Here is a 16,712-nt window from a genome sequence, read left to right as displayed (position 1 = left end):
GCGGCCACTCAAATTTTGAGCATTAGTTATCAATAAAAAGTTAACAACTGTGTACGTGACTGTCGTGAAACAAGGTGAACCGAAAAAATCTCTTTTCACCTTTTTTTACATTTTGAGGAAGCAGTCATGCGCATTTCCGACCGGCCCGCGGAGTCCGTTGCCGTACAAGTCCCGCCCGCCAAACGAAGGAGTTTCCGCCCACAAAGCAGCCGGCCCGCAAGGCTCACGGCGGTCCGGATGTCGGTTCTGCTGCTGCTGGGGACAGCATGTGCGGCGCACGCCCAGGTCAAGATTGGCGAAAACCCGGTCTCGATCAATCCAGGCTCGGTGCTGGAACTCGAGAGCACCAACCGCGGCCTCCTGGTAACCCGCATCGCACTCACCGACCGCACCGTCTGGGGCCTGAGCGGCAACCAACCGGTCGATGGCATGGTGGTCTTCAACACCACGGCCGGCAACGGGGTCAACGGTCTCCAGCAGGGCCTGGCGGTCTGGAAGGGCGGCCAGTGGGTCAGTGCGGACGAAACGCCGTATTTCCACACCAATTCCACGTTGGTCGGCAACTCGACGTTGTCGAACTCGGGTGCAACGGGCGCGAACGCCATTGCGGTCGGCCCCAACGCCGCGGCTTCCGGCGCCAGCGCGGTTGCAGTCGGCCTCGGCGCCAACGCCGCGAGTAACAACAGCGTGGCTGTGGGCCAGGGTGCAAACGCCAGCAACGGCGGGCTCGTGGCCATCGGCATGGGCGCGCAATCTTTGGCGCAGAACACCATTGCCATCGGCGGCACCGCATCGGTGCGGCTTGGCATCGCCATCGGCTTCGCATCGAATTCCGCGGGTAACGGTGCCGTGGCCATCGGCGATGCCACGACCTCCAGCGCTTTCTCGACCGTGGCCTTGGGCCAGAGCGCGGTGGCCACCAACGACTACGCCATCAGCATGGGCCGCCAGGCGAATGCGGGCAATGTCCGCACGACTTCGCTGGGTGCCAATTCGACGGCCTCCGGCACCGCCGCCACAGCCGTCGGCAGCAATTCGGCGGCAACGGGCAACTACGCCACGGCCACCGGCAGCCGCGTCTATCTGGTCGACGGGGTTCCGCGCGAAGACGCGTATGTCCCCGGTATCGGCTTCCCTTCCGCAACCACGACGACGCTCGACACACAGGCCACGGGCCTGCTTTCCGCGGCCTACGGCTCCGGCGCTGTTTCGGCCGGCAGCCGGAGCCTGGCGCTGGGTTCGCTGAGTTCCGCGAGCACGGACGGGTCGGTGGCACTGGGCTCGGGCAGCACGGCGGACCGCGCCGTCGCGCCCACCACCGGCAGCATTCCGGCCGGCAGCGCGCTGGTCAGCTACAACACGACCGACCGCACCCTGCTCGGCGCTGTCTCGGTGGGCAACGCCACGAGCTACCGCCAGATCACCAACGTGGCCGACGGCACGCAGGCGCAGGACGCCGTCACGGTGCGCCAGCTCACGGGCGCGCTGCAGTCTTTCGCCGTCACGCCGATCCAGTACTTCCACGCCAAATCGAGCGCGGCCGATTCGCTGGCCGTCGGTGCCGAGTCGGTGGCGGTGGGACCCCGGACCGTCGTCAACGGCGACAGCGGTGTCGGCATCGGCAACGGCGCAGTCGTGCAGCAAAGCGCGACGGGCGGCGTGGCCATCGGCACGGGCAGCAGCGTGGCCCAGCCAGGCGGCGTTGCCCTCGGCGCAGGCTCCACGGCATCGACCGCGGCCGGGCTGGCCGGTTATGTGCCCGCCACGGCCACCGACGCGCAGCGCGCGGCCATCGGCGCCACCACCAGCACGCAGGCAGCCGTGTCGGTCGGTGATGCCGCCGGCGGCCAGTACCGCCAGATCACGGGCGTGGCGGCCGGCACCGCCAACAGCGACGCGGTGAACGTGTCGCAACTCAAGGCGGTGCAGGGGACCGTGGCCGCCATCGACCAGTCGACCGTCAAGTACGACACCAACGCGGACGGCTCCACCAACTACAACAGCGTGACCATGGGCGGCAGCAACACCACGGCCCCCGTGGCGGTTCACAACGTGGCCAATGGCGTCGCGCCCAACGACGCGGTCAATGTGCAGCAACTCAACAGCACGGCGGCTGGCATCAACAACCGCGTGAACGCGCTGAGCGACCAGGTCAACAGGAACACAAAAATGCTTTCGGGCGGCATCGCGGCCTCAGCCGCCATGGCGGTCGTCACGCCGGTGGAGCCCGGGCGTTACCACGTGAGTGGCGCGGTCGCCGGCTACAACGGCGAAAGCGGTATCGGCTTCAACATTCTCAAGCGCTCCGACAACGGCCAGACCACGCTGCATGCCGGTGTGGGCTGGGGCAGCGGCGGGGGCAAGGCCATCGTGCGCGTGGGCTTCGGCTTCTCCTTCGACTGACCGCTTCGCGACTGGAAAACCCAAATGAAAAACCAAACCTCCTTCGCTTCTCTCGCGCTGGCCTGCGTCGTGCTTGCACTCGCCGGTTGTGCAGCCACAGGTTCCACCGTCGAGGCGGCCAATCAGGCGCAGGCCGGCTCGCCTGACAAAGAGCAGGTCAGTTTCCCCGCCGTGGACAGCGCATGGCTCAAGGGCGGCACTTTCGTCGACGTGGAGCAGTTGCGTCGCATCGGCCGTGGCATGACGAAAAACCAGGTCCGCGAACTCATCAGCTATCCGCACTTCTCCGAAGGGCTGTTCGGGCCAAACGCGTGGGACTACGTGTTCAACCTGCGCACCGGCAGGGGCGACGAGTTCGCCACCTGCCAGTACAAGGTGGTCTTCAAGGACGGCGTATCCAACGCGATGTACTGGAAGGATCCTGCCTGCGCCGACTATCTGGCGCCCCGCGTCACCGAAGTGGTGCGCCCCGCTCCCGCGACCGCCACGCAGCGCTTCAAGCTCGCGGCCGATGCCCTATTCGCCTTCGACAGATCGGGCGCCAACGACATCCTGCCCGAAGGCCGCAGGCAACTCGACGCGCTGGCAGAGCAACTGAAAGGACAATACAAGCGCTTCGACACCGTCACTGTCATCGGCCACACGGATCGCCTGGGCGGTGATGCCTACAACCAGGCGCTGTCCATCGCCCGCGCGGCCACGGTGCGTGACTACCTGGTGGCGCGCGGCTTGCCGCAAAATGCGCTGCGTTCCTTCGGTGTCGGCAAGACGCAGCCGGTGAAGCAGTGTGCTGACAGCCTGCCGCGAAGCGAGCTGGTTGCGTGCCTGCAGCCCAACCGGCGTGTCGAACTTGAAATTGCAGGCGAGCAGTAGGTGTCCAGAAGATGCAACCTGACATGAGCGGGCTGATTCGCGGCCCGGCCGTGACGTACACGTCGAGCAAGGTGTCTGCCGTGTGCGCGCGCATCGCGCTGCTCGAAGACTCGCCGGCCGAGGCGCAGGCCGTCATCGAACTGCTGAAGAACAATGGCCATGACGTCATCCACCAGAAGCGCGGCGAAGCATTCCTGGAAATGCTTCGCCGCGAGAGCGTGGACATCTTCATCCTCGACTGGAACGTGCCCGACCTGCCCGGCTACACAGTGCTCCGGCGCATCCGCGACGACCTGCGCCTGAGCGTGCCGGTGCTGATGCTGACGGCGCGCGACGGGGAGTTCGAAATCGTTCAGGCGCTCAACGGCGGCGCCAACGACTACCTGGTGAAGCCCTGGCGTCCCTTCGAGCTGCTCGCGCGCATCCAGGTGCTTCTGCGCAACGCGAAGCCGCGCACGATCGAGTTCGACGGCGAGGAAATCGAGGGCTGGCATTTCAGCTCGGCGGGCCAGATCATTCGCAACGGCAGCGAAGAGTTCCGCGTGCCGCTCAGGGAGTTCGAAGTCGCGCGGCTGCTGTTTCGCCATCTGGGCGAACCGCTGTCGCGCGAGCATCTGAATCAGTTGCTGTGGTCGGGCCAGGCCGCTTCGCGCACCATCGACACGCACGTATCGCGCGTCAGGACCCGCCTGGGCCTGACGATCGCCAAGGGCTTCCAGTTGCAGGCGCTCTATGGATTCGGCTACCGTCTGGATCGCCTCGAATGACGGCGCGCTGGTGGTGGTTGCTCGCAGGGCTTGCGGGCACGCTGTCGGCGCAGGCCGAGCCTCCGGCGCCTGATGCCGGGCTAGATGCAGCGCCCCGGCTGGCGCCGCATGTGGTGCGTGCTGGCGAAACGCTCTGGGAGATTGCGCGCACGCACCTGGGCCGCGCGCAACTCTGGCCCGCGGTGCGGGACAGCAACGGCGTGGGCGAGCCGCGGCAATTGCAGATCGGCACGGTGCTGCAATTTGCCGAGGGTGGCGCGGATGCCGTGGTGGTCGCGGCGAGCGGCGATGTGCGGGTGTCGGAACACGGCGGCGAAAGAGGCACAGGCGGCGCCATGGCCGCGATGCGCGTCGCCAAAGGCGCGCTGGTGACTACGGGCCCGGACGGCTTCGTCACGCTGCGCCTGCCCGACGGTTCGCTCTGCACGCTGCCATCGAATTCGTCGGTAAGGCTGCTGCGCTTTGCGATGCCATCAGGCCAGCGGGGCGCCCTGCTGGATCTGCAGGCAGGCGAAGTCGAGTCGCGCGTGCCGCCACAGGCCCACCCCTCGGGCCGCGACGTGTTCCAAGTGCGCACGCGCATCGCAACCGTGGGTGTCCGGGGCACCCGCTTCCGCGTTAGCGTGACCGACAAGGACGAGGTGGCTGTGAGCGTGCTCGAAAGCCGCGTGGTGGTGCAGACCGGCGGCCTTCCGGAGATCTTCGTTTCCGAACTCGAAGGCGCGGTAGTGGGAGGCCATCGCCCGACCGCGGCCGCCACGCCGCTCCTGCCGGCACCAGAGTTGTCCGACGCGGGGGAACCGCAGAACCAGCCAGGCGTGCTGCTCGCCTGGCACGAGGTGGACGGAGCCAGCGGCTATCGCGCCCAGATCGCGCGCGACGCGCTCTTCCTGGACCTCGTGGCCGAACAGCGCACCGCGCGTACGGGCGGGCGTGAACTTGCGCTGTTCGACGGCATCGCGCCGGGCAGCTACTTCTCGCGCGTCGCAGCCGTGAACTCCGACGGCGTCGAGGGACGCGCGGCCGTCGGCAGCTTCTCCAGGGGTGTCGCACCACAGTCGCCGGCCGGCGGCAGCGCTCGCTGGCTGGCCAGGGCCGGCGCCATCGAATTCGAATGGGAGCCGGTACCCCGTGCCTTGCACTGCTTGGAGATTGCCGAGGACCCGGCCTTTTCGCGCATGATCGTCAGAGCCGATGGTCTCCAGGCCCACGCCGTGCGCGTGGCCGCGCTGCCGCCGGGCCAGTACTACTGGCGCGCCTGCGCCGCAGTCGTCGCGCAGGGCCAGCGCAGCGTGAGCTTCGGGCCGACACTGCCCTTGTGGGTGGAGGGCGCACGCTGATGCCTGCAGCGGCCGCACGTTCCACATTGCGTCGCCTGCGCCAGGAGTGGCTCATGTGCTTGATCGTGGTGCTGGGCTTTGCGCTGCTCATGCAGCGCACCAACATGCTGGAGCGCTTCGACCTGATGCTCTATGACGCGCTGGTGCGCGCCGACATACAACCCACGCGCGACGACATCCTGATCATTGCGATCGACAACGCCAGCCTGCGGGCACTGGGCCGCTGGCCCTGGCCCCGCGATGTGCACACCAGGCTCTTGCAGCGGCTGGCCGCGGCCAGGCCGCGTGCGGTGGCGTTAGACATCATCTTCAGCGAGCCCGCCCGCAGTCCTGCATCCGATGCCGGGCTCGCGCGTGCGTTTTCAGCGCTGCGCGACGTGTGCCCGGTGTTCCTTCCGGTGAGCCTTCATTCGCCACTGGTGAAAGGGCGCGCGCCCGAGGTGTTGTACCCCTTGCCCCTGATCGAGAGCGCGGTGACCGGGCTGGGCCACATCCACGTGGAGGTGGACCGCGACAACGTGGTGCGAAGTCTCTACATGCAGGAAGGCATCCGCGAGCAACGCTGGCCTTCGCTATCCGTCGCGCTCGCGCGGGCCAGCGGCGTCGACGTGCCGAAAAGCGGCGTCGACGCACCGCCGGACGGCACGGGCTGGTCGCGCACTTCTCGCATGCTGATTCCGTTCTCGGGCCCACCGGGGCACTACCGGTCGGTGCCTTACGCCAGCGTGCTGAGCGGCGAGGTGCCCGATGCCATGCTCCGGGGAAAGACCATCCTGGTCGGGTTGACCGCAACCGGCCTCGGAGACCAGCACCCGACCACCGTCTCCGGCGGCTCCGGACTCATGCCGGGCGTGGAAATAGGTGCTGCCGCACTGGACGGCCTTCTGCGCGGACAGCTGATTGCGCCGGTCAGCGTTCGGGTTCAGACCCTCGTCACGGCGCTGGCACTGCTCGGCTGGATGACGTGGCTCTGGCGCTCGGGGCCGCAGACATCCCTGCTGGGCCTTCCGGTGTTTTTGCTGGCAAGCCTCGCGACCACGACCGCCCTGCAGTTGGGCGGTCATCTGTGGTTTCCGGTAAGCATCTGCCTGGCGGGTTCGCTGCTCGGCTATGTGCTCTGGAGCTGGCGACGCCTGATGGTGCTGCTGGCGGATTTGTACAAGCGCGCCGACGCGATGCAACCGGCGCCGTCCAAGCCGTCGCGCGATGGATGGCAGAACGTGGTCGATGCGCTGGACCGCGGCTTCCAGGCGGAGAAGCAGGCCCAGCGCCAACGCACCGAGGCCCTGCAGTTGCTGTCGCACGACCTGCGAGCGCCGCAGTCCGCCGTGTTGGCCTTGCTGCGCACGCAGCCGCCGCTCACGCCCGCCAGCGCGATGCTGTACGAGCGCATCGAGCTTCAGGTGCAGACCACGCTCTGGCTGGCAGACGACTTCGTGCTGCAGCTGCGCGCGGAGGGCGAGCGCTATGTCTGCGAAGAGGTCGACCTGGCGCAACTGCTGATCGAAGTTTTCGAACGCGCGTGGCCGCTTGCAAAAGACCGCGGCATCGAACTGCGGCTGAGCCTGCCCGACAACGACGCGAGCGAAGACTCCGCATGCTGGCTCCTCATGGAGCCGCGCCTGCTGGGACGGGCGTTCTTCAATCTGATGGAAAACGCCATCAAGTACAGCGCGGCCGGCAGCCGGACCGAGCTCGGCCTGGCCTGTACGGCAGGGGATGCCGCGGCCGTGGTGACGGTCAGCGACCAGGGCGGAGGCATTCCGTCTTCGGCGCTGCCCTATCTGTTCGACCGCTACAGCCAGTTCGGGACACGCGATACGAAATCAGACGCCGCAAGAGGGCACGGGCTGGGGTTGCGCCTGGTCAAGACGGTCGTGGAGCGGCACGGTGGCACCGTTGCAGTCAGCAGCACGCAGGGGCATGGCAGTGTATTCACCGTGACGTTGCCGATCGCCAGGGCATGACATGGCCTGCGAAGTCCTGGTCGAAACGGCGCTACGGCCGCAACCAGATCCTGAGCGTCACGTACACCGCATAGCCGAGGCCGAGCACCATCCAAAGCAGGAAGAACATGTTGGCCCAGTAGTCGGCCGCATTCGCAGCCAGGGTGTAAAGCTGGCTCTGGCAGCCTTTTCCAACACACGGGATCTCGCGGCGGATCAATCCGCGCATCATGAAGAAAAACAGGGTGCAGGCAATGCCGGCGGACATCAGCAGGCCCACGGGACCCAATGGCCCCTTGGCGAGTTCGTCGTTCTCGTCTCGAGGCCCCTGGCGAAGAAGCTTCTGCCCATACCGGTACCAGAAGAAGCCCAGCAGGAGCATCAGCGAGTAGTAGATGACTTGTCGCATTTCGTCGGTTGCGCCATGACTGACGCTCTCCCCTCGGGGAACGGATCGGCAATCCTCCCGAGAGCGCACGGGGCCTGTCGCGCAGGCTTGTTGCCAAGCCTGGCTGCGGTCAGATCAGGCGCTCGCTGGAGACCAGCCTCCGATACTACTTGGGCGAACAGGTCAGCTTCAAAAGCTTGCAAACGTTGAATGTTCCCGGCGGCATCTTCAGTGTGTGCCTGTTGCGCACCAAGCTCGGACAGATTCCGATCGCCGTCGCAAATGCCTCGGGTCAGAAGGCACTCTTGACCACACCGCCGTCGACGCGAAGTGCCGCGCCCGTGGTTGCTGAAGCGAGCGGGCTTGCCACGTAGGCCACCAGCGAGGCCACCTCCTGCGGCGAAGCGAAGCGCTTGATCAGCGATGTCGGGCGGACGTGATCGAAGAACTCCGCTTCGACCTGCTCGAAGCTCTTGTCGCTCGATCGCGCCATGCCTTCCACGAAGTCGCCGACGCCGCGCGATTTCGTCGGGCCCGGAAGCACGCTGTTGACCGTGATGTTCGTGCCGGCGACCGATTCCGCAAGCCCACGCGAAACCGCAAGCTGCGCGGTCTTGGTCATGCCGTAATGGATCATCTCGGTGGGTATCTGCACTGCGCTCTCGCTCGAGATGAAGATGATCCTTCCCCAGTTCGCTCGCTTCATCTCCGGCAGCACCAGGCGCGCAAGGCGCACGCCGCTCAGCACGTTCACGTCGAAGAAGCGCTGCCAATCTTCATCCGGAATATCTTCGAAGGCCTTGGCCTCGAAGATGCCCAGGTTGTTGACGAGGATGCCGATGCCGGGGTGACGGCGCACCGCCTCCTCGGCGGCGTCGGCCCGGCTGAGGTCGCCGGCATGGCCGAGCACCGTGCCTTGCGTTTCCGAGCGGATGCGCTCCACCGCTTCGTCGACCGCCGCCTGCGATCTGCCGTTCACGATCACGCTTGCGCCCTCCTGGGCCAGCGTGCGCGCGATGGCGTAACCGATTCCGGCGGTGCTGCCACTCACCAGCGCGAGCTTGCCGTTGAGTTGAAGGTCCATGTTGATTCTCCTTTGTCGATTCGACGTTTGTGCCCGTTGAGTTCCACTGTTCGAGCCCTCAGGCTAGCCGAGGAAGGTGATCAATGCCGGTATGACCTGGTCCGGCGCCTCTTCCATGAGCCAGTGCCCGGACCCTTTGACGATCACGCCCTGCACGTTGGTTGCGACCATCTTGCCCTGTTCGATAAGAAAAGTCCCGCCGGCCTTTTCGCCGGAGAGGACCAGCATCGGCATGGGCAGCGGCGTCTTGCCCATTTCCGCAAACTCGGCGGCGTCCTGCTCGAAGGCCTTGAAGTATTCGAATCCGGCACGCATGCCGCCCGGCTGCGCGTAGGCCTTGGCATAGAACCGGCGATCGGCTTCCGGCACCGAGTGATTCGGGTCGGCCGCAAAGTCGTTCCAGAAATGCTCGAAGTAGATGCGTTCTCGCCCGCTCACAAGCGCCAGCGGCGTCTTGCCGTGGAAATGGAAATGCCAGAGGTCGCGCAGGAGCCAGACCTTCTGCCATTCGCCGATGCCGGGCAGGAACGCGTCCATGAGCACCACCTTGTCGGTCTCGGAAGGAAACTGCGCGGCATACGCGTAGGCCACCATCAGGCCGATGTCGTGGCCGACGATGCTGGCGCTTCGAATGCCGAGCGACCGGACGAGCTCGTGGATGTCGACCGCCATGTTCTTCTTGCCGTACCCCGTCTCGGGCTTCGACGAACTGCCGGCGCCCCGGAGGTCGGGCACGACCACGGTGTGCGTTTTCGCCAGCAGCGGCATCAGCGGGTTCCACATGTGCCCGGTCTCGGCGTAGCCGTGCAGCAGCACCACGGCCGGCCCGATCCCGCCAATGCGGTAGTGGATGCGGGTGCCGTTCACCTCTGCCGTGCCTGCGCGGAAGCCTGGCACCGCGTCGACGACAGGTGCGGCGTGCGCCGTGGCGCCCATGGTCAGCGCGGCACCAGCAGCCATTGCTCCAGCGAGCAGCGCGCGGCGGGTGGGGATGGGATGGGTATCGGTCATGCTGAGATCCTTTCTGTCGGTGTCTGGGGTGAGGAGAATTTATGATTCAGCTTCACTTCCACAAAGGCCCCAAAAGTGGTTTACTCATTCAGCTTTCATGAATGATTGGAACCGACGCCCATGGACCGATTGCGTGCTTACGAGGTGTTCGTCACGGTGGTCGCGCGGGGCAGTTTCACCAAGGCGGCCGACGCGCTGGACACCTCCCCGGCCAACGTGACGCGCTACGTCAACGAGTTGGAAGCCCACTTGCGCACACGGCTGATCAACCGCACGTCGCGCCGCCTGTCGCTCACCGAAGGGGGTGAAGCATTGTTCGACCGGGCGAAGTCGATTCTGGAAGAAGTGGCGGAGACCGAAGCGCTGGCCACCACCGCGTCGCTCCAGCCGCGTGGGCGCCTGCGCATCAACGCGCCGCTGAGTTTCGGCAGCCTCGTGCTGGCGCCCCTGTGGCCGCAGTTCATGGCGAAGTATCCCGATGTCGAGCTGGACATCGCGCTCATCGACCGCGTGGTCGACATCGTCGAAGAGGGCTACGACCTGGCGATACGCATCTCGCGGACCACGTCGGGAAACCACATCGCGCGCCGCCTCGGCCGCTCGCAGAACCTGGTCTGCGCCTCGCCCGAATACCTCGCGACCCATGGCATGCCCAAGGTCCCGGCGGACCTTTCGCGGCACCTGTGCCTGGGCTACACGTACGGCGCGACATCCGACGAATGGCAGTTCGCCGGCCCCGGCGGAACACTGGAATCCGTGCGCGTGCGCTGGGCCATGCGGGCCAACAACGGCCATACTGCTCGAGCCGCGGCACTCGCAGGCGTCGGCGTCATCTGGCAGCCGAGCTTCGTGGTGGGCCACGATGTGCAGGCCGGACGATTGGTCGAGGTCATGCCCGGCTATCGCATGCCACCCATCGACATCTTGGCGATCTACGCAAGCCGCCGACACCTCAGTGCAAAGGTGCGGGTGATGGTCGACTTTCTGGTCAACGCATTTCAAGATTCGCCGCGGGAGGATGGCGAATTGGCGGCGGTTGGCAGCTGATTCAGGAAGCTCCGGACCACAAGACGCACATGGCAGGCGCATCCATGGCGCAGGCAGACAAGCGCCGCCGCGAGCCCCAGCCAGACGATGCCCCCGCGAAAAACCCCGGATCAGGAAGCTGGAACAATCCGGCCACCATGGACGGCCTCGATCTCATCAAAACATTTCGCGAAGTTGCGTTTCGGCGCAGCTTTTCCCGCGCGGCGATTTCTCTGGGCATGTCGAAAGCCACGGTCAGCCGCTACGTCGCGGAACTCGAAACCCGCAGCGGCGTGCGCCTGCTGAACCGCTCCACCCGCTCCCTGAGCCTCACCGACGCCGGCCAGGTGTTGCTCGACCGCAGCACCGAACTGGTGACGATGGCCGAGAACACGCTCAACGACCTGCAGGCGCACGGCTCGCATCCGCGCGGAAGGCTGCGCATGAGCGCGCCGCACGGGCTGATCGCGGGGTGGATGTCCGACGTGATCGCCGAGTTCATCAAGCTCTACCCCGATGTGTATGTGAGCCTGGTCTTCACCAACGGCGAGGTCGACCTGATCGGCGAAGGCATCGACATTCACTTGACCGGCGGGCGCATCGACGACATGAACCTCATCGTCCGCCGGCTGGTGCAGTTCGACATGGTGGTGTGCGCCTCGCCCGCCTACTGGGCACAGCGCGGAATTCCCCAGGTGCCGGAAGACATGGGCCGGCACGACGTACTGAGCTATGCCTCGATGCCGACCACGCACCTGCCCTTCGAGACCGACGGGAAGGCGCACGAGGTGGCCGTGCACAGCCGCATGGAGGCCAACGATGCCGTGGCGCTGATCGAGCTGGCGTTGCGCGGCGTGGGCGTGGCCTACGTGCCGGAGCCTCTGGCGCAGTCGCACCTGGAGCGCGGTGCGCTGGTGCCGGTGCTGCGCGAGCACATGCCGCGCGATCACTGGCTGTACGCGGCGTATTCGCAGCGCCGCCACAACAGCGCGGCGATGCGGGCGATGCTGGATTTCCTCGAACAGTCGATGGTCACCGAAGACAGTGACCCGGTGCTGCCGCCCATGCCCGCGCCGTCGCCGGTGTCGCCGCCTACATGCGCCCTTTCCAGGGCACAAGGCGTCGCTCGAGCCACCGCATCAGCAAGTCGAACAGATAGGCCACCACGCCGATGACGATGATGCCCATGATGACGATGTCGGTGCGCAGGAAGTTCGAAGCGTTCAGCACCATCTGACCCAGCCCCATGTTGGCGGCCACCATCTCGGCCGCCACCAGCGTCGTCCAGCCGAAGCCGATGGCAATGCGCATGCCCACCAGGATGTCGGGCAGCGCCGAGGGCAAGATGACGTGGCGGATGACCTGCATGTAGCTCGCACCCATCGAGTACGCAGCGTTGATCTGCTCCTGCGAGGCGCTGCGCATGCCCGAGCGCGCGGCGAGTGCCAGCGGCGCGAAGCAGCTCAGGAAGATCAGCAGCACCTTCGGCAGTTCGTCGATGCCGAACCAGATGATGATGAGCGGCAGGTAGGCCAGCGGCGGCAACGGCCTGTAGAACTCCAGCGGGGGATCGAAGATGCCGCGCCAGAAGCGGCTCATGCCCATCGCGATGCCCACGGGAATGGCCGTGGCGCAGGCCAGGAAGAAGGCCGAGAACACGCGGAACATGCTCGCCAGGAAGTGCTGCCACAGCGGCTTGTCGTTGGCCTGTCCGGTGAGGTATTCGTAGAACTGCTGGAACACGGCCTGCGGCGTGGGCAGGAAGAGCGGCTTGACCCAGCCCATGTTGGTGACGATGAACCACAGCGCCACCAGCGCCACGACCGTGACCACGCTGATGGTCACGCTCGAGCCCTCGCCCGGCACCTTGAAGGCGCTGGTCTTGAGCTTGGCGCCTGCTGCCGCGGGAGCGGGCGGCGCGGCAGGCTTGGACGGTGGCGGTTGCGTCATGACGGCGCTGGGCGATGCAACGGTGACGACCTCATGCATGGGCGGCCTCGCGGTGATGGATGATGGACAGCACTTCTTCGCGCATGCGGATGAACTCGGGTTCCGACTTCACCTTGCGCGAATCGCCGTGCGACAGGTACTGGCGGGAGAACGGCACGTCGTCGTAGACGTGCGAGATGCGCCCCGGGCTCGGGCTCATCACGATGAGCCGCGTGGCCAGGAACAGCGCCTCTTCCACCGAGTGGGTGATGAAGAAAACCATCTTGTTCGACTTGGACCAGGCCTGCAGAAGAATTTCCTGTACCTGCTCGCGCGTGAACGCATCGAGCGCACCCATGGGCTCGTCCATGAGCAGCACGGCCGGGTCGCTGGCCAATGCACGCGCAATGCCCACGCGTTGCTGCATGCCGCCCGACAGTTCATACACGGCGCGGTCGGCGTATTTCTGCAGGCCGACGAGGCCGAGTTTTTCTTCGGCGATGCGGTCGCGCTCGGCCTTTCCCACACCGCTCAGGCGAAGGCCGAGCGCCACGTTGTCGCGCACGTTGAGCCAGGGCATCAGCGCATGTTTCTGGAACACCACGCCACGGTCGGCACCGGGGCCGGACACGGGTTTGCCGTCAAGCAGGATTTCGCCGGTGGAAGGCGGCAGAAAGCCCGCGATGCTGTTGAGCAGCGTGGTCTTGCCGCAGCCCGAGGCACCGAGCGCGACGACGAAGTCGCCGTCGTGCATCGTGAGGTTGACGGGGGCCAGCGCCTGCAGCGTGCCGCCCTTGACGGCGTAGTTGACCGTGATGTCGCGGATGTCTAGCGTGGGCATTCAGTTCTCCAATGCGGGTTGCTGTCTTTCTTTCGGGGTGCGTGCAAAGGCCACCGGGTACTCCCCTCCGCGAATGTCCCCCGCCCTTCGGGCTCCTCCTTTGTTTCGCTGCGGGGAGCACCCGGTGCCCTGTGCACGATGGACGCGGTCCTTGTGCTGGCCGATCAACAAGTGCTCTGAACGATCACGCCGATGGGGTGCCTTGCGCAGCGAAATAAAGGAGGAGGGGCGAAGCCCCGGAGGACATTCGCGGAGCAAGGTACCCCATCGGCGTGAGCGCGCCCCAAAAAACTATTTCCCCATCGCCTTGTCGACATAGGCAGTGGTAACGAACGCGCTGTAGTCCGGCTTCACCTCCTGCACCCGCCCCTGTTCCTTCAGGAACGCCGCCGTGTTGGCCATCGCCTTCGCGGCACCACCGCCCAGCCAGGTCGGCGAAACCTGCTCCGCCATCGTCGGGAAGGTGTACAGCGCCATCGCAGCCCCGACGTCCTTCGGGTCGGCCTTGGTCCACTTGGCCATGGCCTTGGTCTGCGGAGAATCGGGCGTCCAGCTCTTGCCGGTGGCCTTGTACTCCTCGTTCGCGCGGTTCAGCGCCTTCACGAAGGCCACCATGAAAGGCTCGTTGGCCGCTGCCCACTTGGCGTTGACCACGATGCCCTCGAAGGTCGGCGCGCCGCGCTTGCCGATGCTGCCCGACGTGGCGATGGTCTTGCCGTTGGCCTTGATCTTCGACAGCACCGGGTCCCAGATGAAGGTCGCGTCGATGTCGCCGCGCTCCCAGGCCGCCGCGATCTCGGGCGGGCGCATGTTCATCACGTTCACGCTCTTGGCGTCGACGCCGTCCATCTTCATGCCGGCCATGAGCTGGTAGTGCGCCGTCGACACGAAGGGCGTGGCCACCTTCTTGCCGGCCAGGTCCTTGATGCTGTTGATGTTGGTGCCGTTGCGCGCCACCAATGCTTCCGCATTCGCGATGTCGGCGGAGATCCAGAACAGCTTGATGTCCTGGCCCTGGCTGGCCGCCGCCGTGAGCGGGCTGGAGCCGGTTTCGCCCATCTGCACGTCGCCCGAAGCCATCGCGCGGATCACGTCGCCGCCGCCCGCGAACATGCGCCAGTTGATCTTGTAGCCCGTGGCCTTCTCGACCTCGCCGGATTCCATCACCAGTCGCAGCGGCACCAGCATGTCCTGGTGGGCGAAGGTGACTTCCTTGGTTTGCGCGAACACCGCGCCGCTGAGCGTGAACGCGGTCGCGAGGGCCGCTGCGCACTGGAGGGAAAGACGTCGGGACAAGGTCATCTCTGTTTCTCCTGAAGGTGAATCGAAGCGGACTTTGCACCGATCGCCCGCCGCCAGGAAGTACCAGCGCGGCAGTCGGCATAGAGCCAGTGGATCGGGACTTACCCTCGTTCTGGTGCGCCGCGCACGCCACCGGTGCGCGCGAGCCTGGGCCCCATCGACAAGGGCTCAGTGCGTCCGCGCGCCGGCAGGCCTCTTCTCGCCTCGCGCCAGAGCCAGTTCCTCCACGGCCATCCCCAAGGCCCGGATGCCCGCCGGAATCTGCGAGGCCGCAATGGACGAAAGCCGCAGCCGGAAGAACGGACACGGATACGGCGGCCGCGCGAAGAACACATCGCCGGCCTCGATCAGCACGCCGTGGTTGCGCGCCATCAGCGACAGCTCCGTGGCATCCACCCAGGTCGGTGCCTGCACCCAGATCGAGGCTCCACCCGAAGGCAGCCGGAACTCGAAATCGGGCAGATGGTCGCGCAGCGCCTGGGCGGCCAGAGCGAGCCGCTCCTGCATCGCGTGGTTGACCCGCCGCGCATGCGACTCGTGGTGCCCCAGCGAAAGAAACAGCGCATACGCATGCTGCAGGAACGCACTCGGATGCCGCACCATCGCATGGCGTATCACCCGCAGTTCCTTGATGAGCGCCCGCGGCGCCACGATGAACCCCAGCCGCAGCGCGGGCGACAGGCTCTTGGACACCGACCCCACGTAGATCACCCGGCCTGTCTTGTCGAGGCTCTTGAGCGCGGGCATCGGCGTGCCTTCGTACAGGTTCTCCGCCTCGTAGTCGTCCTCGATGATCACGAAGTCCTGCAGCTCCGCCTTTCGCAGCAGCCACTGGCGCCGCTCCAGGCTCAGGGTCGCGGTCGTCGGGCTCTGGTGCGAGGGCGTGACGAAAAGGTAGTCGGCCGCGGGCAGCGCATCGACGACCAGCCCGTCCTCGTCGACATCGACCTCCACCCACTTGGGCTGCCGCAACGAAAAGCTGTTGCGTGCATGCGGATGGCCGGGCTCCTCGAGCCCCACGCGCGTCTGCTCGTCGAACAGCGCCTCGGCCAGCAGGTAGTAGGCATGCTGGGCGCCCATGGTCACCAGGATCTCTTCCTTCAGCGCGAACACGCCGCGCTTGGGCAGGAGACGCGTGCGGATCTGCTCGATGAGGTCGGGCACGTCGTCGGTCTCGAAGTCCGGCGTCCAGTGCGGCAGCTGCGAACGCGCCAGGCTGCGCGCGCAGCATTCGCGGAAGTCCTCGGTGGGAAACAGCTGCGGGTCGTAGTTGCCGTAGACGAAGGGATACGGGTAGTCGCGCCAGCGGTCGGGCTTCGACAGCGTGGGCTTGTCGACCAGCGAGCGCAGCACGCGCCCCTGCCAGTCCGGCGGCTGGCTGGCCTGCCCGCTGCGTCCCACCAGCGGCTCCGCGTGCGCGGCGGACAGCGGCCGCGCGTTGCGCGCCACGAACACGCCGCTGCGCGGACGCGCTTCCAGAAAGCCTTCGTCGATCAGCTGCAGGTACGCCGACGTGACGGTGTTGCGGCTCAGCCCCAGCAGCGCGGCCAGCTCGCGCGACGACGGCAGCGGCGCGCCGGGGCTCAGGTGCTCTTCAAGAATGGCCTGCACCACCGCGGCCCGCAAGCGGGCCTGCAGGGGCAATGCCGGCTGGTCGGGCAGCGCGAATAGCTGCGCCCACTGGGTGGCTCGCGGGTTGGGCATGGTGCGCCGCAGTTTAGGGCAGCCGCCGCAATTTGCGGCACCCCGGCGGCGTTCTGGCTCGGTCGAATCCCCGGAACTGGCCCTATCGCGGCGCCAGG

The 16,712-nt window shown here is 66.3% G+C and carries 14 protein-coding genes; 7 read left to right on the top strand and 7 right to left on the bottom strand.

What is annotated here, in order from left to right; all coding sequences use genetic code 11:
- Positions 1-237 precede the first annotated feature (237 nt).
- From QRN67_RS07080 to QRN67_RS07060, 5 genes are read left to right on the top strand one after another with little or no spacing between them, the layout of a single operon-like run.
- Positions 238-2,403 carry a YadA family autotransporter adhesin gene (locus QRN67_RS07080; protein WP_285411232.1) on the top strand — a complete coding sequence of 722 codons (2,166 nt, stop codon included), beginning with the start codon at positions 238-240 and terminating at the stop codon, positions 2,401-2,403.
- 24 nt (positions 2,404-2,427) lie between these two features.
- Positions 2,428-3,276, top strand: coding sequence for an OmpA family protein (locus QRN67_RS07075; RefSeq protein ID WP_285411231.1), 849 nt, complete (start codon positions 2,428-2,430; stop codon positions 3,274-3,276).
- 23 nt (positions 3,277-3,299) lie between these two features.
- Positions 3,300-4,043 carry a response regulator transcription factor gene (locus QRN67_RS07070; protein WP_159053788.1) on the top strand — a complete coding sequence of 248 codons (744 nt, stop codon included), beginning with the start codon at positions 3,300-3,302 and terminating at the stop codon, positions 4,041-4,043.
- On the top strand, positions 4,040-5,383 hold the full coding sequence (locus tag QRN67_RS07065) for a FecR domain-containing protein (protein ID WP_285411230.1): 1,344 nt from the start codon (positions 4,040-4,042) through the stop codon (positions 5,381-5,383). Before QRN67_RS07070 ends, QRN67_RS07065 begins: the two co-directional genes overlap by 4 nt.
- A 53-nt stretch (positions 5,384-5,436) precedes the next feature.
- The gene (locus QRN67_RS07060) at positions 5,437-7,350 is read left to right on the top strand and encodes a CHASE2 domain-containing protein (RefSeq protein ID WP_285411229.1); all 1,914 of its coding nucleotides are present in this window, start codon (positions 5,437-5,439) and stop codon (positions 7,348-7,350) included.
- 31 nt (positions 7,351-7,381) lie between these two features.
- Here the strand turns inward: QRN67_RS07060 and QRN67_RS07055 are convergent, their stop codons facing one another.
- The 3 genes from QRN67_RS07055 to QRN67_RS07045 all read right to left on the bottom strand — a co-directional run bounded on the left by QRN67_RS07055 (position 7,382) and on the right by QRN67_RS07045 (position 9,812).
- Positions 7,382-7,738 (bottom strand): hypothetical protein, encoded by a 357-nt coding sequence (locus tag QRN67_RS07055; RefSeq protein WP_106938251.1) that lies wholly within the window; start codon positions 7,736-7,738, stop codon positions 7,382-7,384.
- Between the two features lie 271 nt (positions 7,739-8,009).
- A complete protein-coding gene (locus QRN67_RS07050) occupies positions 8,010-8,801 on the bottom strand; it encodes an SDR family NAD(P)-dependent oxidoreductase (RefSeq protein WP_081267585.1) in 792 nt (263 codons plus the stop codon).
- Between the two features lie 63 nt (positions 8,802-8,864).
- Positions 8,865-9,812 (bottom strand): alpha/beta fold hydrolase, encoded by a 948-nt coding sequence (locus tag QRN67_RS07045; protein ID WP_106938250.1) that lies wholly within the window; start codon positions 9,810-9,812, stop codon positions 8,865-8,867.
- A 120-nt stretch (positions 9,813-9,932) separates the two neighbouring features.
- Here QRN67_RS07045 and QRN67_RS07040 point away from each other — a divergent pair, with 120 nt between their 5' ends.
- Positions 9,933-10,859: a LysR family transcriptional regulator gene (locus QRN67_RS07040; protein WP_285411228.1), complete on the top strand. Its 927-nt coding sequence runs from the start codon at positions 9,933-9,935 to the stop codon at positions 10,857-10,859.
- 137 nt (positions 10,860-10,996) lie between these two features.
- Positions 10,997-12,013: a LysR family transcriptional regulator gene (locus tag QRN67_RS07035; protein ID WP_285411411.1), complete on the top strand. Its 1,017-nt coding sequence runs from the start codon at positions 10,997-10,999 to the stop codon at positions 12,011-12,013.
- Here the strand turns inward: QRN67_RS07035 and QRN67_RS07030 are convergent.
- From QRN67_RS07030 to pdxR, 4 genes are all read right to left on the bottom strand, one after another.
- Complete coding sequence (locus QRN67_RS07030; protein ID WP_285411410.1) at positions 11,931-12,788, bottom strand: ABC transporter permease subunit; 858 nt, start codon at positions 12,786-12,788, stop codon at positions 11,931-11,933. The two genes, QRN67_RS07035 and QRN67_RS07030, sit on opposite strands and share 83 nt — an antisense overlap.
- 31 nt (positions 12,789-12,819) lie before the next feature.
- A complete protein-coding gene (locus QRN67_RS07025) occupies positions 12,820-13,608 on the bottom strand; it encodes a taurine ABC transporter ATP-binding protein (protein ID WP_285411227.1) in 789 nt (262 codons plus the stop codon).
- Between the two features lie 291 nt (positions 13,609-13,899).
- Positions 13,900-14,910 carry a taurine ABC transporter substrate-binding protein gene (gene tauA / locus QRN67_RS07020; RefSeq protein ID WP_081267582.1) on the bottom strand — a complete coding sequence of 337 codons (1,011 nt, stop codon included), beginning with the start codon at positions 14,908-14,910 and terminating at the stop codon, positions 13,900-13,902.
- 168 nt (positions 14,911-15,078) lie between these two features.
- Positions 15,079-16,614: a MocR-like pyridoxine biosynthesis transcription factor PdxR gene (gene pdxR / locus QRN67_RS07015; RefSeq protein ID WP_285411226.1), complete on the bottom strand. Its 1,536-nt coding sequence runs from the start codon at positions 16,612-16,614 to the stop codon at positions 15,079-15,081.
- Between the last annotated feature and the right edge of the window lie 98 nt (positions 16,615-16,712).

It is taken from the genome of Variovorax sp. efr-133-TYG-130, assembly GCF_030208835.1.
Lineage (GTDB): Bacteria > Pseudomonadota > Gammaproteobacteria > Burkholderiales > Burkholderiaceae_C > Variovorax.
Note: the sequence above shows the minus strand (reverse complement) of the source record. Positions and strands in the feature narration are given on the sequence as shown.